Source organism: Sphingomonas sp. MM-1 (assembly GCF_000347675.2).
GTDB classification, from domain to species: domain Bacteria; phylum Pseudomonadota; class Alphaproteobacteria; order Sphingomonadales; family Sphingomonadaceae; genus Sphingomonas_E; species Sphingomonas_E fennica.
This window is the reverse complement of the sequence record NC_020562.1, coordinates 136,299-160,122: the sequence shown is the minus strand read 5'-3', so window position 1 is coordinate 160,122 and position 23,824 is coordinate 136,299. Positions and strand designations below refer to the sequence as shown.

Genomic DNA, 23,824 nt, shown 5'->3' with positions numbered 1-23,824 from the left:
CGGCCGCCCAGGAAGCCCGTAAAGCGCATTTGCTGCTCCAACCTCATTTCCTGTCCCCCACCCCGAAATGCGCCCCAGCGGCTCGGAAATCGCACCAGGGGCGACGTTTCCGCCTGCTCCGCCCTCTCAATTGGATCACCACCCTATCCGTTTGGCTTTCCAAGAAAGCCAATTTGCTACTTGGCCGTTGGCGCTGTCGTTGCGGTAGGGACGTGGTGTTTAAACATTTCTAATCAAACAAAAAGCGTACCGGCGGAGCCGGTCCATCATGGGGATGCCGGGTGGGAGGATCGCTAAAGCGATCCGGGGCGGCTGAAGGTCGCGAGCCGGCGGGGCGAAGCTCCAGGAGACGGTGTTCTTCTTCTTCTTCTTCGGGTCTGACGATGCGGCGAGTTCGGAGTTATCCACAGGCAGGGCTACCCTAAAACTCACCTAAAACTCACCGTTCGCGTTCTGATTCAAAGATTCTTCTTAGATTCAAGATTCAGGGTGCCTCAAACCCGCAGAAAACCAAGAAAAATTGCCCCGAAAAGTGAGTTTTGGGGTCGAGTCGCGTGAGTGTTGGGGTAGCCTTCGGTGAGTTTTGGGGTCGGTAAAAGTGAGTTTTGGGGTCGAGTCCGGTGAGTGTTGGGGTAGCCGCCAAATCAACGGTGAGGTTTGGGGTATCCCCTCCCCACCCTCCATCGGGGAGCTTTAGGAATTGCCTAGCTCACCGTTGCTGCTAAAGTGAGGACATGACTCGCGCAAGCTCACCTGTAAATAACGGAAAGGCAAAGATTGCCCTAGGCGATGATACCGCCCTCACCCTCTCGCAAAAGGGGCGCGGAAACCCGTTCGATCCCGCCAATTACGGGGAAATCGTCAAACCCGGCGAGCTGGTCGATATTGTCGAGCTGTCCCCCCTCACCCTCGCCGATCGCCGAATCTACAATCTGCTGATTGCCAACGCCTGGGAGCGGATCAGCGAGCCGGTCATTCACCGCATCGCCAAAACCGCGCTCAAGGGCACGCACCAAGGCAACGAGCGCATAGAAAGCTCGCTGCTGCGCCTGATGGGCACAATCGCCATCGTCACGATCCGCAAGGGCGGCAAGAGCTACAAGCGCCGCGTTCAGCTTCTCGGCTCCAGCGACGAAAGCCTCGAAAAAGACGGCTTCCTGCATTACCGCATCCCCGAAGAACTGATTGAGATTTTGCGTAACAGCGAGGTCTATGCGCGACTTAAGACGCAAGTGATGTATTGTTTCGAGTCGAAATACGCGCTGTGCCTCTATGAAATGATCGAACGCCGTATCGGCCTCGAATATAAGCAAAGCGAAGAGTTCACGATTGCGGAGCTACGCGGCCTGCTCAACGTGCCGGAAGGCAAGTTGGAACGGTTCGCTGATTTCAACAAATACTGCCTCAAGGTCGCCCAGGAGGAAATCAACAAGCTCTGCCCCTTCTGGGTCGAGTTCACCCCGATCAAGAAGGGGCGCAAGGTCGAGCGGGTTTCTATGATGTGGCTCCCGAAAACCATGAGCGGCCGTCGTGACGCGCAAAACCTGATCGACCAACATAGCATCGTCCGCCGCGCCAAACTGCGCGGCGATATACCCGAAATGCCGGTGCTGGTGGATTTCAGCGCGCCCGCCGCCCAAAGGTGAACCCCTACCCCAAAACTCACTTTTCGCGCGCCGGGGCCGCCTCGCCCTAGCCGGCCCTACCCCTCGCCGGCATCGAGCGCACGGCTCACCGTGAACTGTATCCATGCGCTGCGGCTGATCCCGCGCCGCTTGGCCGCTGCATCGACCTTCGCCAGCAACGCGCGATCGAAACGGAGCATCACCGGCGACTTGCGCGGCTCGGCCCCCTGCCCCGCCTCGTCGGCCTCGGTCGCGATCGGCTCGGCCTTCGGCTTGGCCGCCCCGGCAATGAAGGCATCGGCCGCCGCCTCATCCATCGGCGACTTGGGCTTGCTGTTCGGTTTACGAGCGATAGCCATCGAAATTCACTCCGCTATCATTATGCTATACAAATACCGCGCTGACCAATGCGGCCAGCTCGTCGATCGCCTTGGCGTCACGCGGCGATTGCTCCCCTACCGCCCTGCCCTCGGCCGCCGCGTTCGGGAACGCCTTGCGCCGCACTATCGACGTGGGCAGCACCTCGATCCCCTCAATGTCGCCGATCATTTCCAAGGCGGCCTCATTGTCGGCCCCTTGCGCGTCCGCGCCGTTCAGCACGGCGACGGCGCGCAAGCCCTCGTTGATCTCGCGCGCCTCGGCCACCAGCGCCGCAACCTGGTCAAGCGCCCACACGTCGAAGCTGCGCGGCTGCACCGGCACCAGCAACGTGTCAGCCACGGTGAGCGCGGCGCGCAGCGAGCCGGTATCACGGCCGCCCACGTCAATGATAATATCGTCATATTTGGCCGCGAGCTGGCGGACCTGGCTGCGAAGCGCCGCGCCGGTGAGCGCAACGGCGGTATAGCCAGCTTGCCCAAGTCGATCGGCGCGCAGCTCGGTAAAGGTGAGGGCGGTCCCCTGCTCGTCGCCGTCCACCAGCAAGAGGTCGCGGCCCGCAAGCGCGCGCGCCACCGCGAGGTTGACGGCAAGGGTCGTCTTGCCGACACCGCCCTTAGTGTTTCCGACTGCCAATATCATTCTGCTCTCGCTCCGCTGGCAATATGGTTGCGCTGTAGCATGGTTTGTAATGCTAAGGGATATACATTTGATTGGGGCGCTTATTCCCCCTCGTCGCCCTCATCCTCGCTGTCGTCGTCCAGCGGCTCTGGCTCATCTGGCCGTGATCCTCGATCGGGCAAAGCGGCGCTCCGGCCTGCTCAAGCCATTTGCGCGCGGTCCTGACGGTATGTCCCAGCACTCGCCGATCACCTTACGCTTCTGCCAAAGTAGTGCTAAGTTAGAGACAAAGGCCTGATTACTGCTCGTGCCGCAGCGACCTCAGCTACATGTAGGCGCTTGCAACCGTAGCAGCTTCTGCTCGCAAACAGCGCCTTTTCCTGCCCAGATTACCTGACAACGAGCCGACTATGCTGCTCACGCTATCCGACAATGTGCTCGCCATCATCCGCGTCTGCTCGCAAACGGCAAAGGGCCGCTCATGGTATCTGCCAACTACAAAGTCGAGATTAGCAGTCATTTGCTGATGCGCGATGCTCACGCAGCTTTGTGGAACCCAAGATCAGAAAGTACACGATGGGGCAAACCACCATCAGCATCACTGCTGGATCGGTAGCCCATCTCGTTGGGCCATCGCTGTCCGGCTCACTTGCTACCGCGAGCATGAGCGCGATTGATCCTCGCACAGCGGCGTAGGTGGCAGGAACAAGCAGGATGTGGAGAAGCCACCCGTAGCGGAACCGCATGGCGCCAAACCAGCAGAGTACAGCTATGGCGGGTGGAGCGAGTGTGGCGGCTACGAAGCCGCAGAACCAAATGGCAAACCCTGCCGGAGTCAGCGTATCGCGATAGTAGCTGGCGATCCCATCCGGTCGCAATCCGAGAGCGACGAAAGAGCCTGCGACGACAACGGCACCCAAAGCCGTCAGTCCGACGCCACGCAATGTCCCGTGTCTCGGCATCAATCTATGCAATCCAGTAAGCCATTGATCAGGCTGCTCGCACTTTGGCTCGGAAGAAGGTCGTTTCCGACCCAATCAGATCGGGGTCGATCCCGCTCTCCTCGGCGGCCAGTTGCTGGATGATCCGCCAAATCTCGGGGGCGGTGAGGCGCGCGCCGTCGCGGGCAAGCCTGCCACGGTTCTGCTCCGTGACCAGTCGGGCGAGATCGCCGATAGTGTCGCACCTCCGAGGTAATCGCCGGCGGTCGAGGTGCCGTAACCATAGCCCCGCGTAGGCGCTCGCTCCAGCAGCGAAGATGCGAAGGGGAGGTGCCAGCGTCGTGAAGGCGAGGATCGCGACCGCGACAGCGAAGCAGAGACCACTGACAATCCCAAGCCATCCGGCTCGCGTCGCCGGCATCTTGAGGTCGGTATCGGCTTCCAGGTCGCTGAACGCTTGGCGCAGCTTCCCACCGATCAGCGGCGCCAACGGCGCATCCGGCCCGACGTGCCGGCCAAGCCCGAGCGCGCGTCGAAGCCTGTAGAACGTCATCTGCGTGGCGCATGTCGTGCCGCCCCCGCTGTAGGCTGCGACATGCGCGACGACATGGTCACGCACCTCGCCGAACGTTGTCCAAGGCAGGTTCGAGCGCAGGCGCAGATCGAAGGTGCGCTCGATTGCGAGGAAGAAGTCGGTGTCGTCGCCATCACCGACCCAGCCAACCGTATCGAGCACCTGCATGAACCCGGCTCCTCAGCGGTTCTGCAAAACGACCGTTTCTGACGAGCCGATCGCCTTGCTGGGCCGGCAACGTAAATCTGCGGGCCGCACTTTGTCAAAACTGTTCTGGAAACCCGCGTCGCAAAACGGTATGCCCCGCACGAGTTTGGAGAAGATCAGACGCTCATGCGGGTCGGCTATGCCAGGGTCAGCACCAGCGACCAGAACCCCGAGCTCCAGCTCGATGCGCTGCGGCGGGCCGGCTGCGAGCGGGTGTTCACCGAAAAGGCGTCGGGCGCGCGCGATGACCGGCCCGAACTGGCGCGCATTCTGGAAGACGTGCTGCGCGCAGGCGACACGCTGGTTGTTTGGAAGCTCGACCGCCTCGCCCGCTCGCTCAAGAAGTTGATCGCCACGGCCGAGGATCTGGAGCGCGAGAAGATCGGGCTGGTGTCGCTGACCGAGAGCATCGACACGACAACGCCGGGTGGCATGCTCACCTTTCACGTGTTCGGCGCCATCGCGCAGTTCGAGCGTGCCCTGATCCGCGAGCGAACTACCGCGGGGCTAGTGGAGGCGCGCCGGCAGGGTCGCAAGGGTGGCCGCCCATCGGCAATGCGCCCGAGCGACGTCGCCGCGGCACGGGCGATGATGAAGGAGGGCACGTTGCCGGTGCGCGACATCGCCAAGCGCATGGGCGTGTCGGTCGCGACCCTCTATCGCTATGCAGGCAAGCGCGGCAGCGGTGCATCGATCAAGGAGGCTGCAACAGCCCATGGCTGACCGGGCGAAGCGACCGCCTGGAGAGGCGCTGATCGATCTTCGCCGACGGTTGTCGCTGTTGCCCCCACGCGACCCCGGTCGCACCGAGATCATCGCCCGTGCGGCCGAGGCCTATGGCATCTCCATCTGGACCCTTTACCGGGCGTTGCGCGAGCTGAACCGCCCCAAGTCGGTGCGCCGGTCCGACCATGGTGCGACGCGGGTTGCCCCGCAGGCCGAGATGGAGCGCTACGCCGAGATCGTCGCCGCACTGAAGATCAGGACCACCAACAAGAAGGGCCGGCACGTTTCGACCGCCCGCGCCATCGAGTTCCTGGAAACCGATGGCGTCGAGACGCCGGAGGGCCTGGTCAAGGTAGCACCCGGCCTGCTGAAGCGGGCGACCATCGACCGGCTGCTCCGCTCATCAGGGCTGGACTATGCCCGCGTGACCCGCCCCCACGCAGCCGTTCGTTTTCAGGCGCGGCGATCCAACGAGCTGTGGCACTTCGACATGAGCCCGTCCGACCTCAAGCAGGTCGAGGCGCCGCTCTGGATCGAGCAGGGTCGCGGCAAACCCACGCTGATGCTGTTCTCGGCCGTCGATGACTGCTCGGGCGTGGTCTACCAGGAATATCGCAGCGTCTATGGCGAGGATGCCGAGTCCGCGCTGCGCTTTCTATTCAACGCCTTCGCCGCCAAGCCTGAGCCCGAACTGCCGTTCCAGGGCCTGCCGGTCACGATCTACATGGACAACGGCCCGGTCAGCCGGTCGCGCGTGTTCCAGTCGGTGATGGGCAGCCTCGGCGTGCGCGTCCTCACCCATCTGCCGCCGAAGGCCGACGACCGGCACACCGCGGCCCGCGCCAAGGGCAAGGTCGAGCGGCCGTTCCGCACGGTGAAGGAGGTGCACGAGACGTTGTACCACTTCCACAAACCCAAGGACGAGGCGGAAGCCAATCTGTGGATGCGGCGTGCGCTGGTCACCTACAACAACGGCGACCATCGTTCCGAGCCACACGCGCGGATCGAGCACTGGCTGCGGCACCTGCCCGGCGATGGCGTGCGGGCCATGTGTTCATGGGAGCGGTTCTGCGCCTTCGCTCGTGAGCCCGAGCGGCGCACCGTTGCGGGCGACGCGACCGTCTCGGTTGAGGGCGCTTCCTACGAGGTCGAGCCCGAGCTCGCCGGCGAGACGGTGACGCTGCTCTGGGGGCTGTTCGACCAGCAGCTCTTCGTGGAGCATGACGGCAAGCGGCATGGCCCTTACGAGCCGTCGCGCGGCGCCGTGCCGCTCTACCGCTATCGCAAGTATCAGAAGAGCCGCGCCGAGGAGCGGCTCGACAAGGTGGTCCGGCTCGCTGACCAGCTGGGGCTGCCCCGCGCGACCGTGACGGGCGGCGACCGGCCGCTGCCGTCGCTGCCGCCCTCCACCGCAGGGCTCGCGGTGCGGCAAACACCTTTTCCGGAGCCGGCGGTCGAGACGGCATACCCGACCGGGCTCGCGGCGCGCCACGCCATCGTCGACCAGCTCCGGCGACCGCTCGGCTCGCTGCCTGAGGCGGCTCTGTTGCAAAAATCGTGAAGCTTGAGCATGCTTGGCGGAGATTGGACGGACGGAACGATGACGGATTTCAAGTGGCGCCATTTCCAGGGTGATGTGATCCTGTGGGCGGTGCGCTGGTATTGTCGCTATCCGATCAGCTATCGCGACCTTGAGGAAATGCTGGCGGAACGCGGCATTTCGGTCGACCATACGACGATCTATCGCTGGGTCCAGTGCTACGCCCCGGAGATGGAGAAGCGGCTGCGCTGGTTCTGGCGGCGTGGCTTTGATCCGAGCTGGCGCCTGGATGAAACCTACGTCAAGGTGCGGGGCAAGTGGACCTACCTGTACCGGGCAGTCGACAAGCGGGGCGACACGATCGATTTCTACCTGTCGCCGACCCGCAGCGCCAAGGCAGCGAAGCGGTTCCTGGGCAAGGCCCTGCGAGGCCTGAAGCACTGGGAAAAGCCTGCCACGCTCAATACCGACAAAGCGCCGAGCTATGGTGCAGCGATCACCGAATTGAAGCGCGAAGGAAAGCTGGACCGGGAGACGGCCCACCGGCAGGTGAAGTATCTCAATAACGTGATCGAGGCCGATCACGGAAAGCTCAAGATACTGATCAAGCCGGTGCGCGGTTTCAAATCGATCCCCACGGCCTATGCCACGATCAAGGGATTCGAAGTCATGCGAGCCCTGCGCAAAGGACAGGCTCGCCCCTGGTGCCTGCAGCCCGGCATCAGGGGCGAGGTGCGCCTTGTGGAGAGAGCTTTTGGCATTGGGCCCTCGGCGCTGACGGAGGCCATGGGCATGCTCAACCACCATTTCGCAGCAGCCGCCTGATCGGCGCAGAGCGACAGCCTACCTCTGACTGCCGCCAATCTTTGCAACAGAGCCGCAGCGCGAGCCATTCCAGGGCCCGGGCGCGGGCAAGGCCTTCCGTGGGCAGCAAGGCCTTTTCGGGCACGAGTTCCGCGATATGGTTGAGGATGGCGATATTTTCGGTCAGGACATCATCGCCGATCTGGAGCGCGGGCACCCGCGCCCACGGGTTTTTCTGACGATAGGCGTCTGAAAACTGGGCGTTTTGCGTCAGGTCGATCAGCTCCGCCTCATAAGGAAGGCCGGCTTCCTCCAATGCGGCATGGGACGCCAATGAGCATGAACCTGGATTGTAGTAGAGCTTCAACATGTCCCTGCAATTCTCCTGCGGACTGGGCAAAAAATGGCTTAATGCATATGTTCGGCACCGGAGCGTCGCCCCGAACGGAAGCAATCATCCGCCCGGTCGGAAAACGCTCCGAAACGACAGGCCGGAGCATTCCATCCGATGCGATCAGGCCGAAATGTTCAAAAATCCATCGGCTTCGAAAACCTTTCTGGCACGTTCCTCAATCCGATCCGCAAGTGACCTGCGAAGCGGCATGCCGTTCGAGACTTTTCTCAGCGTGTTATAGCTGAAGCCGAATGTTTCGAATATCTCCTCATTATTTCTCATCGTCGACAATGATGTGATCCGATCGGCGATCGAGGGATCCAAACAGCGCATTCCATTAGGCATTCGATCTTCCCCTACTGACGAATTCCAGCCGGTGCACGGTCGCAACTTGCCTGCCCGCGCAGTTCATCGGGCCATTCCCGCCGTTCCGGAAAACAGGCGGCGGGGTTTCCCCCTGGACCATGTTGCGCATGGGCCGGACACGCAGCGAGCGGGCCAGCGGACGTCGAGGCCGGGAGCGGATTGCGACGGACGCGCCGCGCATTGCCCGGAGATCGAAGCATAGGAATATCCTCTCCATGCGCTGTTATGGATCAGCGCCTGTCTTATCCGGCACGTCGGTGATTATTATGCTTATCGGGCCGTCCGGAAAGGATCGCAGCTTTCGCCTGCGGAGGAAATTGCTGCAAATGAATTAGGAATATTCGCGATACGGATTTGATCGAAACGGGGCCAACTGCCCACAAATCGGTCATGGGGATTGAGCGACCGCGCTTTGAAAGCAGCCATCGCATGCTATGGTCGCCTTGAGCATTTCCCGGCAGGCGGAATATCCGCCGACCGGAAAGCCCGCTAAAACAGGAAGCCGGAGCAGCCGGGCCGACGCCGTCGGACCGGACGCCGCTTCGGCTTCGCATCGCCAGGAATTGGAAGCGAACATGTCTCGAGACAATGCCATCGTCATGCGATACGACAATCCCGACATTCCGTCCGGCCGCGACATCGTATATCTTCACGGCCGCGGCAGCACCGAAAGGGAAGCGGGGTTCGCGCTGCCCCTTTTCGGCCGCGCGAATGTTCGCTCCTATCGCGGGCCGCTTCCCCAGGGGCCGGGGTTCGCCTGGTTCGAAAATGCCGGGATCGGCGTCGCCCTGCCCTCCAGCCTGTCGGGCGAAACGTCGAAGGTCGGCGACTGGATCGCCGCAGATACCGGCCGCCAACGGCCCTGGCTATGCGGTTTCAGCAACGGCGCCGCGATGGCCGCCAGTCTTCTGCTCAGCAATCCGGGGGCCTATAGCGGCCTCATCATGATCGGCGGCTGCTTCGCGGTGGAGGACGGCGACCTGCCGGACAACGGCCTGCTCGACAAGCCGGTCCTCTTCTGCCGGGGCCAATTCGACGATGTGATCCCGCGCCACAAGTTCGAGCAGGCGGAAGCCTATCTCTCCGGCCCCAGCGGCGCGCGGGCGACTTTCATCCCTTATGAAGGCGGGCATGAACTGCCGTTGCCGATCAAGGCGGCGGTGCAGGGCTGGCTCGGCGCGGAAAGCCGCTGAATTTCGTCCCGTCCTTGGCCATGGCCGAACGGGAGCGCCGGATGATCGAGAACCGGCCGCATCCGGAAATGATCGGATGCGGCCGGCACTGTTCCAGGATCAGGCCTTTGCTTATGCGGTGATCGGCGGAAGCCCCTCCACCGCGCGGCTCAGAAGCTGCACGATGCCCTCCTCCGTGATCGGACGGGGGTTGGGATAGGGGTTGGCGACCGCCAGCGCGGCGGCCTTCGCGATGCCGTCCTTGGGCATGCCGAGCTTCGCCAGCGACATTTCCGCGCCCAGGCCCACCGCCAGTTCGTACAGCTTGGTCGCGGGGTCGCCGCCGCCTAGTGCGCGGCTAGCCCGTTCCATCGCCTCCGGCACCGACGGCGCATTATAGGCGATCGCATGGGGCAGCACGGCGGTGTGGGTCTGCGCATGCGGCATGTCGAAGGTGCCGCCCAGCGTGTGGCAGAGCTTGTGGTGCAGCGCGACGCTCGCCGCGCCCAGGACGCTGCCGGCGAGCCAGCAGCCATAGAGCGCGTCGCCCCGCGCCTTCGCATCGGTGGGATCGGCCTTGATCAGCGGCAGGCTCCTGGCGAGCGCCCTGATGCTTTCCTCCGCCATCAGGGAGACGATGGGATTGCCGTCGAAGGCGTAAAGGCTCTGTTGCAAAAATCGTGAAGCTTGAGCATGCTTGGCGGAGATTGGACGGACGGAACGATGACGGATTTCAAGTGGCGCCATTTCCAGGGTGATGTGATCCTGTGGGCGGTGCGCTGGTATTGTCGCTATCCGATCAGCTATCGCGACCTTGAGGAAATGCTGGCGGAACGCGGCATTTCGGTCGACCATACGACGATCTATCGCTGGGTCCAGTGCTACGCCCCGGAGATGGAGAAGCGGCTGCGCTGGTTCTGGCGGCGTGGCTTTGATCCGAGCTGGCGCCTGGATGAAACCTACGTCAAGGTGCGGGGCAAGTGGACCTACCTGTACCGGGCAGTCGACAAGCGGGGCGACACGATCGATTTCTACCTGTCGCCGACCCGCAGCGCCAAGGCAGCGAAGCGGTTCCTGGGCAAGGCCCTGCGAGGCCTGAAGCACTGGGAAAAGCCTGCCACGCTCAATACCGACAAAGCGCCGAGCTATGGTGCAGCGATCACCGAATTGAAGCGCGAAGGAAAGCTGGACCGGGAGACGGCCCACCGGCAGGTGAAGTATCTCAATAACGTGATCGAGGCCGATCACGGAAAGCTCAAGATACTGATCAAGCCGGTGCGCGGTTTCAAATCGATCCCCACGGCCTATGCCACGATCAAGGGATTCGAAGTCATGCGAGCCCTGCGCAAAGGACAGGCTCGCCCCTGGTGCCTGCAGCCCGGCATCAGGGGCGAGGTGCGCCTTGTGGAGAGAGCTTTTGGCATTGGGCCCTCGGCGCTGACGGAGGCCATGGGCATGCTCAACCACCATTTCGCAGCAGCCGCCTGATCGGCGCAGAGCGACAGCCTACCTCTGACTGCCGCCAATCTTTGCAACAGAGCCGATGCTGGCAAGCTCGGTCATCTCGTTCATGCGACGAACTCCTTTACAGCGTTGGCTCTGCCGTCCGCAGGATGCGGACCTGGTGCGGATAGGGCGAATTGTGCGCGCGCGGCTGCTTGTGCAATTCTACGGACATCGCCGCGTGAGCCAGCGCCAGCTGTAGCCTGAACAGGCGCAGCGTCGGCGCCGGCATCGCGTCGAGCGGAAAGGTCTCGACATGGTCGAGGATGGCTTCCGAACGGGAGAGCAGCACATCGTAGAAGCGGGTTATCTCCGCCATAGTCGCGCGCGCCCGGATATCCCATCGTTCCTGCGCCGTCTCGCCGATCCAGTGCGGCACGAATTCGAGAAGATCCTCGAAGCCGGGGGGCAGCACGGGCTCCTCGTCGAGCGCGGGGGCCGGCATCAGATCACCCGCTCGGCCGATGCCAGCATCGTGTAATGCTGGCCGGCCTGTGCCAGGAGCGCATCGAACGCCGCGCGATCACCCGCCACGCCGCGTTCGAAATCGGATAGCGTCGGCCACCACAGTTCGCGCGCGCCGATGAACGGCGAGGTGCCCTTGTGCACCGCGTCTATCGCGAACGAGCGGACATGCCGAAACGCGCCGATGCGATCGCCCAGCGCCTTGTCCTGATCGCCTGCCCAGGCCGGATTGCCATCCGCCTTGACCAGTTGCAGGATCTTGACGCTTACCGACCATTCGGTGGGCGACCACTGCACGGCCGCATCATCGGGATCGTCCACCGCCGGTCGCGAGCGGATAATGTCCTCCTCGAAGAAGGTGAACTTCAGTCCGTCCATGTCGACGAACAGCGGTTCGTCGGGGATGTTGTATTTGCGATGCGCGGGATCTTTGCCCATGTTGAGCGCATCGTCGAGACTGTCATACCACAGCTCGGTAATGCCGTCGTAGGCCAGCTGTGTATCAGGCAGCAGCGGAGAGACGATCCGGTGCGATTGCACATAGCCGCGCAGGCACGCGATCTTCTTGCTGAGTGTGCCGTGCGGATGGCGCCAGTGATCGTGGAACTGCTGTTCCGAAATGTCCTTCCGGCGCGGGATCGTCGCGAGTATCTTGATGCTGTGCATGGAGGCTGCTCCGTAAAATGATCAGATCGCGGTAAAGCCGCCGTCTGCTGCAAGGCAGGAGCCGGTGACGAACGAAGCCGCGTCGGACAGCAACCATACGGCGGCCTGGGCCTGCTCGTGCGGTTCGCTGAAACGGCCGATCGGGTGGATCGAGTTCAGATAGGGCTCAAGGCCCGCATCATTGTCCATCGCGCGCTGCAGCATAGGCGTGCGCACCGCGCCGGGCACAAGCGCGTTCACGCGAATGCCGTGCTTGCCATAGTCTGCCGCCGCCACGCGGGTCAGCCCGACCACCGCATGCTTCGCGCCGACATATTCGCCGTGCATCGGCACGCCGACCACGCCAGCGACGGATGCGGTGTTGACGATCGATCCCTTCGTCCCGCGCTCGATCATCGCAAGGATCTGGTACTTCATGCACAGGAACGTGCCGGTTACATTGATATCCATGCTCTGCCGAAACCGTTCGAGCGACACTTCGGCAAGCGGCAGTCCGGCCTGCGGGATCGCCGCATTGTTGAACGCGCCGTCAAGCCCGCCGAACGCCGCCAGAGTCTGCGCGACAAGTGCCTTCACGTCCTCTTCCTGTGCGATGTCGCACCGGAAATAGGCGGCCTTCCCGCCAGACGCAGCGACGACCGCCTCACCGGCCTCGTCGTTGATGTCCGCCACCGCGACGTTGGCACCACTGGCCACCAGCAATTCCACGGTGGCGCGCCCGATGCCGCTGCCACCACCCGTCACGATTATCGTCTTGCCGCTCAAATCAGACATCTATCCCTCCAACAGTTTCTTATCGGCGTTCCGGTTTCATTACTGGAACTTGAAGCGCACGGTCAAGCCATATTCGGCGGGTCGACCAGCGTAGCGAACAACGGTATCGTAAGTCTGGATCGTGTTTGTCCAGTAATACTTGTTGAAGATATTGCGACCCCAGCCGAAGACCGCCCAGCGGCCATCAGGCGCTTCCACGCCAAGCCGCGCGGAAACGAGCGTGCGGCCATTCACCTCGTAGAGATCCTTGTCCGCGTTGGTGATGGCCAGAACGCCCAGCGATTTGCTTTGTGAGGAGATCGTCGTGCCCATGGTTAGGTTCACGCCACCCAGCGGCAGGCTGTAGTCCGCGCTCAGGCTCGATTGCCATTTGGGCGAAAACGGCAGCCGTGCGCCGCTGAAATCGCCCCGGATCGGATCGAACAGGCCCACTTCGTTGGCAACGGAGCCGACGATCCCCTGATAGTGGCGAACCTTGGCGTCGATATAGGTCGCGGCCGCACTGACCGTGAGCCCCTCGACCACTCTGGCGCTCAGTTCCAGTTCGGCACCCTTGACGCGCGACTTGGGGACATTGACCAGGCCATCCAGCGCATTGAAGAACGGATCGACGATCTTGGCGCGCAGCTGCTTGTTCTTGTAGTCATAATAGAAAACGCCGCCATTCAGCGTCACTTTGCGATCGAACAGTGTGGTCTTGAAGCCTGCTTCGTAATCGACCAGCGATTCCTGCGTGACGGCGGCATATTGCGCGAACGTTCCGGCGGAGACGCCCGGGAAACTTCCCGCCTTGTACCCTTTCGAAACATTGGCGTAGAGCAGGAGCGTCGGCGTCGCCTTGTAGTTCACGCCGAGCATCCATGACGTGCTGTTTTCATTCAGCTTGTCCCGAAACGTGCCCGGCAAGCCCGTCTGGCTGTTCAGCGAAACCGAATCTCCCAATGGCACCAGCGGTATCGGGCCGCCGAAATCGAAGATCTGGCGATAGGTGTTGATGACGGTGGTGAACAAAGACGAGATTGAGCCATCGCCAAGGTCGAATGTCTTGTTGACCGAGGAACGCTTCGCCTCGGTATAGCGTATGCCGCCCTTCAGCGTCAGTTGATCGCTGATGTCATATTCGACATTGCCGAAAACCGCATAGTTCTTCAGGCGCTGCCGGTTGTTGTAGCCGGCCTGATCATAATCCTGCCCGATAACCTGTGTATTGACATAGCTGGATGTCGAATCGGCGTAGTTGACTTCATCGTCCTCGCGCACACGGCTGTGTTCGTAATTGGCACCGACCACCCATCGGAAAGACGAGCGTGCGTCGTTGGCCAGACGCAGTTCCTGATTGAACGACTTGATCGAACCATCGTTGCGATTGACGTCCAAGATCTGGAGATAGGTGCCGTGGCTCTGTTGCAAAGATTGGCGGCAGTCAGAGGTAGGCTGTCGCTCTGCGCCGATCAGGCGGCTGCTGCGAAATGGTGGTTGAGCATGCCCATGGCCTCCGTCAGCGCCGAGGGCCCAATGCCAAAAGCTCTCTCCACAAGGCGCACCTCGCCCCTGATGCCGGGCTGCAGGCACCAGGGGCGAGCCTGTCCTTTGCGCAGGGCTCGCATGACTTCGAATCCCTTGATCGTGGCATAGGCCGTGGGGATCGATTTGAAACCGCGCACCGGCTTGATCAGTATCTTGAGCTTTCCGTGATCGGCCTCGATCACGTTATTGAGATACTTCACCTGCCGGTGGGCCGTCTCCCGGTCCAGCTTTCCTTCGCGCTTCAATTCGGTGATCGCTGCACCATAGCTCGGCGCTTTGTCGGTATTGAGCGTGGCAGGCTTTTCCCAGTGCTTCAGGCCTCGCAGGGCCTTGCCCAGGAACCGCTTCGCTGCCTTGGCGCTGCGGGTCGGCGACAGGTAGAAATCGATCGTGTCGCCCCGCTTGTCGACTGCCCGGTACAGGTAGGTCCACTTGCCCCGCACCTTGACGTAGGTTTCATCCAGGCGCCAGCTCGGATCAAAGCCACGCCGCCAGAACCAGCGCAGCCGCTTCTCCATCTCCGGGGCGTAGCACTGGACCCAGCGATAGATCGTCGTATGGTCGACCGAAATGCCGCGTTCCGCCAGCATTTCCTCAAGGTCGCGATAGCTGATCGGATAGCGACAATACCAGCGCACCGCCCACAGGATCACATCACCCTGGAAATGGCGCCACTTGAAATCCGTCATCGTTCCGTCCGTCCAATCTCCGCCAAGCATGCTCAAGCTTCACGATTTTTGCAACAGAGCCGATCATACGCTTGCCGTTCTGCGGTCGGGATCATGATCCGGGCATTGCCGGTGTTGATCACCGCATCTCGCCACCCTCGCCGTCCGTTCTGCGTGGCCAGTTCTATCGCCCCTCGTCACCACCCTCTGACAACCAGGCGCGTGCGGCATCCTCGCTATCCAATGGGAAATGACGCAACTCGATCCTGAACAGAGGATCGAAAAGCTTCACCAGAGTCGCCAGCCAATCCGGTCCGCCGACGATCGCATAGCGCGACACGCGATGCAGCAGGGAAAGTTTGCGTTCGACAATTTTCGGATCGGCCAGGATTGCCGGTGCAAAGCCGTCATAGCGCTTCATCCGGACCAGTATTTTCAGCGGCGAATCCGGCTGGGAGACCTCGAAAATATGAGTGTACAGGCCATCGAGTTCATCCGCCGTAATCCGGCCGTCCACCTCGAACGCACAGATGTCGTCGTCGCCAGGAATGCGGCGGACGGCCTGAGCGTATGGCGTATCGACTTCGCCCTTCACCCAGGCGAGCGCGCGGTCACGCTGGGTAACCGGATAGACCTCGTAAGACACGTAAGGCAGCAGCGCGCTTTCGATGCGTGACGCAATGCGGACCCAGGACTGATCCGTGACGATGGCGATCCGGCCGAATTGCCTGAGCCGCGCCAGATAATGAAGGACATGGCGAAGATCGAAAAGCAGCGCATCGGGCGCGATGGATTGAAGATCCAGCACCTCAACGAAGATATGGACCTTGCCGTCGCGCGCGAACGCTTCGTCCAGCAGCCGGAAGGCGAGTTCCATTTCGTCCTTTTCGATCCGTCCGCCTACCGACAGAGCAATGATGTCGTTCTCGCCATTCAGTTGCGTGAGCATGGTTATTTCGTCCAATGTCTGCGCCGAAACCGGATGGAGCGGTATCGGTTGGTTCCCCGTGCAAATCGACGTGAACGCCCGCGGGCGACGATCAATCCCGCCGGATATTACTGGATCGGAGGGCGATAATCGGCGTTCTTGAGAGTCAGCATGTAAGCCGCAAGCGCATCGATCTGTTCCGGCGCGATTTCGAAGTTCATGATCTCAGGAAAATTATGCGAATTCCGGAGCCATGGGTTCAGGGTACGGGCGGTCAGTCCGGGGGTATTGACGATCGCCTCGAACGATGGCGCCTCCGGTTTGGGCGAGATACCGGTATTGATGTCATGACAGGTCGAGCAATGTTTTTGGGCAAACGCCAGCCCCCGCTGCTGAGCCGTCCTTTCGGCTCGATTGCTTTCCTTTGCAGGCCTGGCCTGTCCGGTCGCGATTGCTCCGCTGACAACCGCGACGGCGATCAGGACAGCCGATATTCCCTTCAGACGCATCGCGAGTTCCAGTAGTGGCTGTCATAGGCGGCGTCCGCGACCGCACGGTCATGATCGATACAGCAGGTCACATCGCTTGTCCCGGGTTCGGAGCCATGCCTTGCGCCATGGCGCCGAGCGCTTCGGCCATCTTGCCGGCAATCACGGGTTCTACCGGCGATGCCGTGATCGCGCGGCGCATGGCATCGGCCCACTGGTCTGCCGTTTCCCGGGTGATGGGCAGACGTGCATGCGCGGACATCATGCAAACGCCTGGATGTTCGACGAACCAATCGGATGGGCCGCCCAGCCAGGCGTTGAGGAAGCCGGCAAGAGACACGCGCATGGGTGCGAGATCCTCAGCGTGAAGATCGCGCAATTGTGCGTAGGCTGGGTCAGCTTCCATCAGATCATAGAAGTGATCGGTAATTTGGCGAACGATCTTTGCTCCACCGATAAGATCGAAAGGCGTCTGCGATTGCTCGGCTACGGTCATCTGGTCTTCCTTTGCCTGATAAGGCTATGCGGATATCAATGGCTTCAGGCGTGCTACTGTTCTGACGGTGATTGCGCCTTGATTGCGTGCACGGCTGCCCTGGCACGCGGGGATGTCGCAGATTCTGCCAAATCACGGTGGCCAGCGACCGCGCCCACCGCAAAGCTCCTCCAAGGCCGATCGCAACCGCGCCAGCGTATAGGGCTTTTGAATCACGTCGCGGACCCCACGCCGCATGATCTCCACCACCAGGCGAACGGGTGGTGCGGCAATCTGCAGAATGATCGGATTTTCCCTGATGAAATCGGCATATCGATCAAGTTTAGCGATTAGTTGAGGCGAGGAGAGACCATCAAGAAGAACGACGTAGGGAGATGTAAACGGCGGCCGGCCCAGAAATGTCTCGAGATTTTCAACATTGCCAAGCCAGGTGACCGGACCGCTCGTCAACTGCTTGGCGATGGCAAACTCCTCATCTGGACCAACACCTATCAAATGCATGGGGAACCGGTCAGGCACAGCGTTTTCCATACAGGCGCAGCCGTCATTCATGGGGTGCCCTACACCCGCGGCCGCGCGGGATGAGGCTCACCATATGAGGGAAATCTCCAAGCATCAGACTATCATCTCCAGCCGTCTGTTGGCGCAAAGGCAAGCGCGATCAGGAATGGGCGATTGCCTCACCCGCACCTGTCAATCGAGCAACGGTCTCGCCGAGCACATGTTCGCGAAAGGGCTTCTCGAGGACCTGGTTGAACCCATGCGCCAGGGCCCGCTCGGTGAGATCAGGAGATGGGAAAGCTGTGATGAGCACCGCTGGGCCGGACCAACCACTCTCTCTGAGACGGCAGAGCACGTCGATCCCGTCGGTTTCGTCCAGCCTGTAATCCGCGATAAAGCAGCAGGCATCGCGGGCGGTCGGATCGGCAAGGAGCGCAGCACCGGCCGCATAGGCCCGGACATCGAAGCCTCGGGCTCGAAACAGAAGCTGTAACGATCGGCGAACCCCGGCATCATCCTCCACCAGGAGAAGCCGTGGACGCTCCTGCATCTGGGATGCAATTCTCTCACTTGTCATGACACACCATCAAATCCAGCGACCATGCTGATTGATTGGGAATGTCAGGAAATCGGCGACGGGTCGCTACGTAAGTGTCCGAAGCCTTAGCCGGTTACGCCCGCGGAAAATGCGATGCGAAGAGCCTCCGACAGGCTGCGGACGCCGAGCTTTGTCATCAGATTGGCACGATGAACTTCTACCGTACGCGGCGAAATGCCGAGGTCATAGGCGATGGATTTGTTCGGCAAGCCCTGGGCAAGTCCCTTGAGGACGTCCTGCTCACGTGCGGAGAGACCCGCGATGAGGATGGTCGCATCGGCCGCCCGGCTCGCCCTGCCTTCGGCATCGGCAAGGCGCTCAAAGGCGGTTTCGATGGCCGTGATCAATACCGCCTTCTCGAACGGCTTCTCCAGGAAATCGACCGCCCCGGCCTTCATCGCCTGAACGGCGATTGTAACGTCCCCATGGCCGGTCAGGACAACAACAGGCATGGAGATACCACGCGCGTTCAACTCCTGCTGGACTTCCAGGCCATCCATCTCGGGCATGCGGACATCCAGCAGGATACAACCCTGCTCGGCATGCTTGAGATTCTTAAGAAATTCCACGCCGGAAACCCACGGCGTCACCGAAAAACCCGATTTCTTCAGCATGAAACCAGTCGAACGGCGGATCGAATCCTCGTCATCGACTATGTGAACAACACGTTTTTCATCCATCCAGCTTCTCCGCCTCCGTCCTTATCAAGGTAAAATGGAACTGGGTACCGCCCCCTTCCGCTGGCTCCATCCAGATGCGGCCGCCATTGGCTTCGACGATGGTTCGGCAAATGGAGAGGCCAAGACCCATGCCTTCCGTTTTGGTGCTCACGAATGCCTTGAAGAGCTGGGCTGCCACCTCGGGCGCCACACCAGGCCCCGTGTCAGCCACCGTCACGCGAACAAATCCTGGCTGATCGGGCGCCGTCCGGATCGTGAGAAGGCGGCGGGTGGCCGTACTCATCGCGTCCACCGCGTTGCGGATAAGGTTGACCAGAACCTGCTGGATCTGGATCTTGTCGACCAGCACGCTCGCTGCCTCGTGATCGATATCGATCCGGGTTCCGATCGACTTGTCACCCGCGCCCAGCAACCCGAAAGTGGCAGATTCGTTGATCAGATCAGGCAGGCTCTCGACCGTCTTTTCAACTTCGCCGCGCGCCACGAAATCACGTAGCCGCCTGACGATTTGGCCCGCGCGCATGGCCTCCCCTGCGGCCTCCTGCAACGCCTCGACAATTTCCGGCAGCTCGTCGGGATCCGGCTCGGCCAGCAAATCGCGAACGGCTTCGACATAGTTTGCAACCGCTGTGATCGGCTGGTTGAGTTCGTGGGCCAGGGTGGATGCCATGGTTCCCATCGCGCTGACGCGGGCGACGTGTATAAGCTCGGATTGAAGTTCCTCGAGCCGCTCCTGCGTTCGATGGCGGTCCGTAAGGTCGCGGATGAAGCCCGTGAAGACACGCTGGCCGTCGCCGGTTGCCTCGCCCACTGACAATTCCATCGGAAATGTGGTCCCGTCCTTGCGCATTGCGAAGACCACCCGGCCGATACCGATGATCCGGCGCTCGCCCGTCGTGAGATAGCGTTCGAGATAGCCGTCATGACGTTCGCGATAGGGCGAGGGCATGAGCATGCTCACATTGGCGCCCAGGACTTCGGCCTGCGCGTACCCGAACAGGCGCTCGGCCGCAGCACTGAAGGACAGCATTGTCCCCCGCTCGTCGATAACGATCATCGCATCGGGAACGGTCGACAGGATTGAGCGAAGATGCGCCTCGCTGTTGCGGAGCGAGCTTTCGGCGGCGCGCTGGTCGGTAATGTCGCGGACGACGATCGCAAAGCTGCGAACCGTCCCGTCCGGATTCTTCAACGCCGTGATCGCAACATGGGCGAGAAATTCGCTGCCATCCTTGCGGACGCGCCAGTCGTCCATCTCTATCTTGCCGCGTGCAACCGCTTCGGCCCGGATCAACGCCGGTTTGCCGGCGGCAACGGCGTCATCAGGATAGAAGAGATCGGCCGGTCTCCCGATCATTTCCGCGGCGGTCCAGCCCTTCAGTCGCTGGGCGCCTTCGTTCCAGATCGTGACGTTTCCGTCGGGATCGAGCATGTAGATGGCGTAATCCTGCGCGCCGTCGATCAGGAGGTTAAGCTCTTCGGCGAGGATGACCGCGCTTTCGGCCAGTTCGCGCGTGACCGTGACGGTGCGATGGTGATTGCGCCACAGGAGGAACATCGCGAAGAGAAAGATCGCGACGGCTATCTGCTGGCTCGTTGCGGTGGGCCAGCCGTCGACGATGACAAGCGTTGCAAGGGTTACGAGCGAGACGCTCGAGATCACGAACAGGTCGGGCCTGAGCGCGACCAGCACCATGCCCGCCACACCCAGGGCCACGAAGTAATGGACGCGTTCATCGACGTGCACAGCGAGCTGTTCGCGGGTCACGAAGGTGATAATCGCGACCGCGAGACCCGCGAGAACCGCCGTGATGATCTGGGAACGGATCGAAGGACTGGCGAGCAGCCTGGCAGCGGCCAATGCCGGCGCAAAGGCGCCCTTCCGTTCCGATGGCCGGTTGGTATCCGGAATTGCTTTGCTCCCTCGCCGTGGTGAAGGGAGCCGCACCGCGCGGACACACTCCCCTTTTGTTCCGTTTTCTATCGATTGAACCCGGATTGAGCCATCGAAAGTTGCGAGGTCAGGCCTCTGGGAATTGCGACGGATTACCTTCATCTCTGCCGCAGCGCGCGACGCTCGCCCTCTGCCGGTCATTGGAACAAATACGGATTCCCATGACGGCGCCTGGAAGATAGACCCCATTTCGTGTTTCGTCGACGAACCGACACGATTGATAGGCAGGGGGAATAAATGGCGCCGCGTTGGTTCATTCGGCACGTTTGGAAAGGGGTGGGTGCAAGTGTGCAGGCTGTTCCGTGTGCCCACACCGTCCACCATTCGATCAATCTGGATCCCGACAAGGCAACTCCATGAACATGCCTGACGCTGAATTGCTGCGTACCCTGACGGCCTCTCTGGCAGTTGGCATCCTGATCGGCATCGAACGCGGTTGGCGCCAGCGGAATGCGATCGATGGAAGCCGGGTGAGCGGGCTCAGAACATTTGGTCTGATTGGCCTCGCCGGCGGACTCGCCGGGCACGTCCCGGATCTTCTGGCCGCCGTCATTACGCTCGCCACGCTGTCGAGCCTGGTCCTCGGTTACCGCGGCGCTCTCGCACGCGAAGGGAGTCTTTCGGTCACCAATACGCTGGTTGGGATCATCACCTTCGCTTTGGGTTACATCGCCGCCAGGGGCCAGGTCAGCGAGGCGCTGGCGGTCGCCGCCGTGACCACGCTGATCCTCACGCTGCGCGGACAGGCCCACGCCATGCTGAAAGGCATGACGGCACAGGAAGTCGATTCGATCGCGCGCTTTGCGCTCGTGGCCCTCGTCATCCTGCCGTTGCTCCCGGATCGCAATCTCGGCCCCTACGATGCCTGGAATCCCCGCCAGATCTGGATGGTGGTGGTCGTGGTCCTCGGACTTTCCTTCGCTGGCTATGTCGCGACCCGCCGACTGGGATCCGAGAAAGGCATCATGATAACCGCGCTATGCGGATCGCTTGTGTCCTCAACGGCCGTGACCGCAACCTATGCGCGGCGATTGCGCGCAAAAGACGGACCGGAAGCTCCTCTTATTGCCGGTATAGCGCTTGCCTCGCTGGTGATGTTTGTGCGCGTCCAGCTGTTGTCGATTGCCCTCATCCCCTACGCAGCCCGGTCGCTGGCTCTGGCCATGGTTCCAGCGTTCATCGTCGGCGGATTGACGACATTGATCGCGCTTCGCAAATATAACGCAAAGACGAGCAGCGCTGAGGTGAAGCTCGGCAACCCGCTCGATTTTGGACCGGCGCTGTTGCTCGCCGGAGTGGTGGCGGTGATGGCCGTGCCGGCACGCTGGGCGCTCGAACAGTTCGGCAACCAGGGCATTGTCGTCGTGCTGGGCCTGACCGGCATGTGGGATGTCGACGCGGCGGTCCTCACTCTCGCGGGAATGCCCAGGGATGTTCTCGACGAAAACACGGCAGGCCTGGTGCTGGCGGTCCCCGTGCTCGCGAACACGGCCTTCAAGGGCCTTCTGGCGCTCGGGATCGCCGGCCCCCGCCAGCAGGGCTGGAAGGCGTCCGGCCCCCTGTTCGCCGCGGTACTGGCCTCCGGCGTGGGGATCGCGGTGCTTCTCGCGCTCAGATAGAATTAGACACTGGCGGGGTATTCCTCCGGTGGCACACCCGGTACGAAATCAGGCTGGCTTGGGATGATTTCAGGGGGATTGGGCATAGGCGTTTCCCGGGGCTCTGGAGGTGCGGGAGTCTCTGGCGGGGCCAATGGCCGAATAATGTCAGGCTTGGGTTCGACGGGCTGAGCATTCATATGGGCCTTGTTCCTTCTTGGCTGTCCACGCTGCAGTCTTCCGCGGCGTTCATGTAGCCGTGCTTGCCTCCCTGCGGGCGCTAGCGATCCCGCCTGACGAGTAAGGCCAACATTGAGGACAAGCGGTATCATGAGCACGGCAACCGTGCCCCGGCCGACTGCGCTACGAAGTCGAAATCTGGCGTGACAGGATCGTGCGAAATGGCGAACCTGACCGAGGCCAGTGTCATGCGCGCCATCCAGAACGGCTGTGCGTTCCGGCGGGCTCATCCCTTTTCCCGTGTCTGCAACGGTGACCCATAACCGACGCCCCACGCGCTTGGCTCGCACAATGATGCGCCCCCCGATTGCAAGAGCAGTGCGCGCATTGTCGACAAGCTCGACGAGTGCAGCATCAAGGACCGACGCATCAAACCTGACCAGAGCCTTCTCCGCTGAGACTTTAATTTCGATCTGCGCCCCATCGCTGCTTCGAGCGTCAAGACGCAATTGCAGCGTCCGGAGATGCTGGTTGAGGTCGAACATGCGAACCATCGGATTGATTTCCCTGGAAGGCAGAACGGTCGTCAAAGTGACTCCGCAGCGCGCCGACTCGGCGATCCCGAATGAAGCGCCGAAGCCGCAGATATTCTCCCGCCCCACAATCTGCGCGCGCCATCGAGCATACGCTCCTTTATCCATATAATTCTGTCACTGCGGGCAGGTTCACGTGAATTGGGAAAGTTACGTAGCGGGTTGCATGAGCAGGGGCGGATATGTGGCACACCATGAGCGGCCTCCGTAGATTCCCGAATAGAGGCGCGTAGGCTGAGGATATTATCTTCGTCACACTCGAGAGCCGATTGATGGAACAACGGTTCGTGTCGTTTCTGCGGCGAACTTGTTTCTGCCGATTGCTGGCCTTCGGGTTCCCGTTCGAAGGAGGTGTGCAATGACTGATCAGGTCCCGGTTTCCGCGTCAAAAGGAACTCCTGTCAGCCGGTCTGGGGATCGTCCAATGGACTGGCTGCGTGGTGAGATCGACCGCTTGTTCGAAGATTTCGGCCGACCCGCATCGAGCATATTCAGCTTTGGCAATCGATCACCGACAGCGCCCGTGCCGGCCGTCGAGATGGTGGATGATGGCAAAGCCTATCGCCTGACCGTCGAACTGCCTGGCCTCAGCGAGGAAGATATCGCAGTTAATATCACCGAAGGCGTACTCGATATCTCGGGCGAAAAGAAGGAAGAAACCGAGCGCAAGGACAAAGGCTATCTGTACAGCGAGCGCCGTTACGGCTCGTTTCACCGCCAGATATCCCTGCCGAGCGATGTTGATCAGAACGAGATCACTGCCGGGTTCAAGGATGGCGTCCTGACCGTGACCCTGGCAAAGGACGAGAACGTGCCTGCACGCAGTCGCAAGATCGAAATCGGCAAGGACTAGCCCG

24 protein-coding genes and 3 pseudogenes are annotated in these 23,824 nt (G+C 61.5%); 8 read left to right on the top strand and 19 right to left on the bottom strand.

All coding sequences use genetic code 11. The annotated features are described in order from the left end of the window. The first annotated feature begins 734 nt into the window (after positions 1 to 734). The gene (locus tag G432_RS21310) at positions 735 to 1,646 is read left to right on the top strand and encodes a replication initiation protein (RefSeq protein WP_015460618.1); all 912 of its coding nucleotides are present in this window, start codon (positions 735 to 737) and stop codon (positions 1,644 to 1,646) included. A gap of 56 nt (positions 1,647 to 1,702) precedes the next feature. On the opposite strand, the gene G432_RS21305 is transcribed toward G432_RS21310, so the two are convergent. From G432_RS21305 to G432_RS21295, 4 genes and pseudogenes are all read right to left on the bottom strand, one after another. Then, complete coding sequence (locus G432_RS21305) at positions 1,703 to 1,984, bottom strand: hypothetical protein (RefSeq protein WP_015460617.1); 282 nt, start codon at positions 1,982 to 1,984, stop codon at positions 1,703 to 1,705. 25 nt (positions 1,985 to 2,009) lie between these two features. Continuing rightward, positions 2,010 to 2,645 carry an AAA family ATPase gene (locus G432_RS21300; RefSeq protein ID WP_015460616.1) on the bottom strand — a complete coding sequence of 212 codons (636 nt, stop codon included), beginning with the start codon at positions 2,643 to 2,645 and terminating at the stop codon, positions 2,010 to 2,012. An 80-nt stretch (positions 2,646 to 2,725) separates the two neighbouring features. Continuing rightward, positions 2,726 to 2,859: pseudogene (locus tag G432_RS24215) on the bottom strand (transcription elongation protein SprT); the annotation flags it as partial. Positions 2,860 to 3,614: 755 nt separating this feature from the next. Continuing rightward, positions 3,615 to 4,307 (bottom strand): hypothetical protein, encoded by a 693-nt coding sequence (locus G432_RS21295; RefSeq protein WP_007685994.1) that lies wholly within the window; start codon positions 4,305 to 4,307, stop codon positions 3,615 to 3,617. A gap of 165 nt (positions 4,308 to 4,472) precedes the next feature. On the opposite strand from G432_RS21295, the gene G432_RS21290 reads away from it, so the two are divergent. From G432_RS21290 to G432_RS21280, 3 genes and pseudogenes are all read left to right on the top strand, one after another. Beyond that, positions 4,473 to 5,069, top strand: a complete 597-nt coding sequence (locus G432_RS21290; protein ID WP_007685993.1) for a recombinase family protein — start codon at positions 4,473 to 4,475, stop codon at positions 5,067 to 5,069. Continuing rightward, positions 5,062 to 6,606: pseudogene (locus G432_RS21285) on the top strand (IS481 family transposase); the annotation flags it as partial. The gene G432_RS21290 and the pseudogene G432_RS21285, both read left to right, overlap by 8 nt. 66 nt (positions 6,607 to 6,672) lie before the next feature. Beyond that, complete coding sequence (locus G432_RS21280) at positions 6,673 to 7,437, top strand: IS6-like element IS6100 family transposase (RefSeq protein WP_001389365.1); 765 nt, start codon at positions 6,673 to 6,675, stop codon at positions 7,435 to 7,437. Here G432_RS21280 and G432_RS21275 read toward each other — a convergent pair. Continuing rightward, on the bottom strand, positions 7,409 to 7,786 hold the full coding sequence (locus tag G432_RS21275; RefSeq protein WP_015460613.1) for a glutathione S-transferase N-terminal domain-containing protein: 378 nt from the start codon (positions 7,784 to 7,786) through the stop codon (positions 7,409 to 7,411). The genes G432_RS21280 and G432_RS21275 overlap by 29 nt on opposite strands. 965 nt (positions 7,787 to 8,751) lie before the next feature. Between G432_RS21275 and G432_RS21265 the strand changes: the two genes are divergently transcribed. Continuing rightward, a complete protein-coding gene (locus G432_RS21265; protein ID WP_013054035.1) occupies positions 8,752 to 9,369 on the top strand; it encodes an alpha/beta hydrolase in 618 nt (205 codons plus the stop codon). Positions 9,370 to 9,480: 111 nt separating this feature from the next. On the opposite strand, the pseudogene G432_RS21260 reads toward G432_RS21265, so the two are convergent. Continuing rightward, a pseudogene (locus G432_RS21260) lies at positions 9,481 to 10,017 on the bottom strand (iron-containing alcohol dehydrogenase); the annotation flags it as partial. Positions 10,018 to 10,071: 54 nt separating this feature from the next. Between G432_RS21260 and G432_RS21255 the strand changes: the two are divergent. Beyond that, the gene (locus G432_RS21255; RefSeq protein ID WP_001389365.1) at positions 10,072 to 10,836 is read left to right on the top strand and encodes an IS6-like element IS6100 family transposase; all 765 of its coding nucleotides are present in this window, start codon (positions 10,072 to 10,074) and stop codon (positions 10,834 to 10,836) included. Positions 10,837 to 10,933: 97 nt separating this feature from the next. On the opposite strand, the gene G432_RS21250 is transcribed toward G432_RS21255, so the two are convergent. From G432_RS21250 to G432_RS21205, 12 genes are all read right to left on the bottom strand, one after another. Beyond that, positions 10,934 to 11,296, bottom strand: a complete 363-nt coding sequence (locus G432_RS21250; protein ID WP_007682395.1) for a hypothetical protein — start codon at positions 11,294 to 11,296, stop codon at positions 10,934 to 10,936. After that, complete coding sequence (locus G432_RS21245) at positions 11,296 to 11,982, bottom strand: EthD domain-containing protein (protein ID WP_007682394.1); 687 nt, start codon at positions 11,980 to 11,982, stop codon at positions 11,296 to 11,298. The genes G432_RS21250 and G432_RS21245 overlap by 1 nt, the downstream gene beginning before the upstream one ends. 21 nt (positions 11,983 to 12,003) lie before the next feature. Then, entirely contained in the window at positions 12,004 to 12,756 is a 753-nt protein-coding gene (gene linC / locus G432_RS21240; protein WP_015460611.1) for a 2,5-dichloro-2,5-cyclohexadiene-1,4-diol dehydrogenase LinC, read from the bottom strand. Between the two features lie 39 nt (positions 12,757 to 12,795). Next, the gene (locus tag G432_RS21235; RefSeq protein WP_007682392.1) at positions 12,796 to 14,166 is read right to left on the bottom strand and encodes a TonB-dependent receptor; all 1,371 of its coding nucleotides are present in this window, start codon (positions 14,164 to 14,166) and stop codon (positions 12,796 to 12,798) included. Between the two features lie 41 nt (positions 14,167 to 14,207). Then, on the bottom strand, positions 14,208 to 14,972 hold the full coding sequence (locus tag G432_RS21230; RefSeq protein WP_001389365.1) for an IS6-like element IS6100 family transposase: 765 nt from the start codon (positions 14,970 to 14,972) through the stop codon (positions 14,208 to 14,210). Between the two features lie 163 nt (positions 14,973 to 15,135). Further along, positions 15,136 to 15,900 carry an STAS/SEC14 domain-containing protein gene (locus G432_RS22235; protein WP_015460610.1) on the bottom strand — a complete coding sequence of 255 codons (765 nt, stop codon included), beginning with the start codon at positions 15,898 to 15,900 and terminating at the stop codon, positions 15,136 to 15,138. A 107-nt stretch (positions 15,901 to 16,007) separates the two neighbouring features. After that, positions 16,008 to 16,388, bottom strand: coding sequence for a c-type cytochrome (locus G432_RS22910; protein WP_084673717.1), 381 nt, complete (start codon positions 16,386 to 16,388; stop codon positions 16,008 to 16,010). A gap of 67 nt (positions 16,389 to 16,455) precedes the next feature. After that, entirely contained in the window at positions 16,456 to 16,863 is a 408-nt protein-coding gene (locus G432_RS21220) for a group II truncated hemoglobin (RefSeq protein WP_015460609.1), read from the bottom strand. 132 nt (positions 16,864 to 16,995) lie between these two features. Next, positions 16,996 to 17,382 carry a hypothetical protein gene (locus tag G432_RS23520; protein WP_144062203.1) on the bottom strand — a complete coding sequence of 129 codons (387 nt, stop codon included), beginning with the start codon at positions 17,380 to 17,382 and terminating at the stop codon, positions 16,996 to 16,998. A gap of 142 nt (positions 17,383 to 17,524) precedes the next feature. Then, entirely contained in the window at positions 17,525 to 17,914 is a 390-nt protein-coding gene (locus tag G432_RS22905) for a response regulator (RefSeq protein ID WP_015460608.1), read from the bottom strand. 113 nt (positions 17,915 to 18,027) lie between these two features. After that, entirely contained in the window at positions 18,028 to 18,642 is a 615-nt protein-coding gene (locus G432_RS21210; protein ID WP_015460607.1) for a response regulator transcription factor, read from the bottom strand. After that, positions 18,635 to 20,503 (bottom strand): PAS domain-containing sensor histidine kinase, encoded by a 1,869-nt coding sequence (locus tag G432_RS21205; protein WP_015460606.1) that lies wholly within the window; start codon positions 20,501 to 20,503, stop codon positions 18,635 to 18,637. Before G432_RS21205 ends, G432_RS21210 begins: the two co-directional genes overlap by 8 nt. Positions 20,504 to 20,952: 449 nt before the next feature. Here G432_RS21205 and G432_RS21200 point away from each other — a divergent pair, with 449 nt between their 5' ends. After that, positions 20,953 to 22,215, top strand: coding sequence for an MgtC/SapB family protein (locus G432_RS21200; RefSeq protein WP_144062201.1), 1,263 nt, complete (start codon positions 20,953 to 20,955; stop codon positions 22,213 to 22,215). A gap of 2 nt (positions 22,216 to 22,217) precedes the next feature. On the opposite strand, the gene G432_RS24470 is transcribed toward G432_RS21200, so the two are convergent. Next, positions 22,218 to 22,919 carry a sensor histidine kinase gene (locus tag G432_RS24470; protein ID WP_443024297.1) on the bottom strand — a complete coding sequence of 234 codons (702 nt, stop codon included), beginning with the start codon at positions 22,917 to 22,919 and terminating at the stop codon, positions 22,218 to 22,220. Positions 22,920 to 23,325: 406 nt separating this feature from the next. Between G432_RS24470 and G432_RS21195 the strand changes: the two genes are divergently transcribed. After that, complete coding sequence (locus G432_RS21195; RefSeq protein ID WP_015460604.1) at positions 23,326 to 23,820, top strand: Hsp20/alpha crystallin family protein; 495 nt, start codon at positions 23,326 to 23,328, stop codon at positions 23,818 to 23,820. The last annotated feature ends 4 nt before the right edge of the window (positions 23,821 to 23,824 follow it).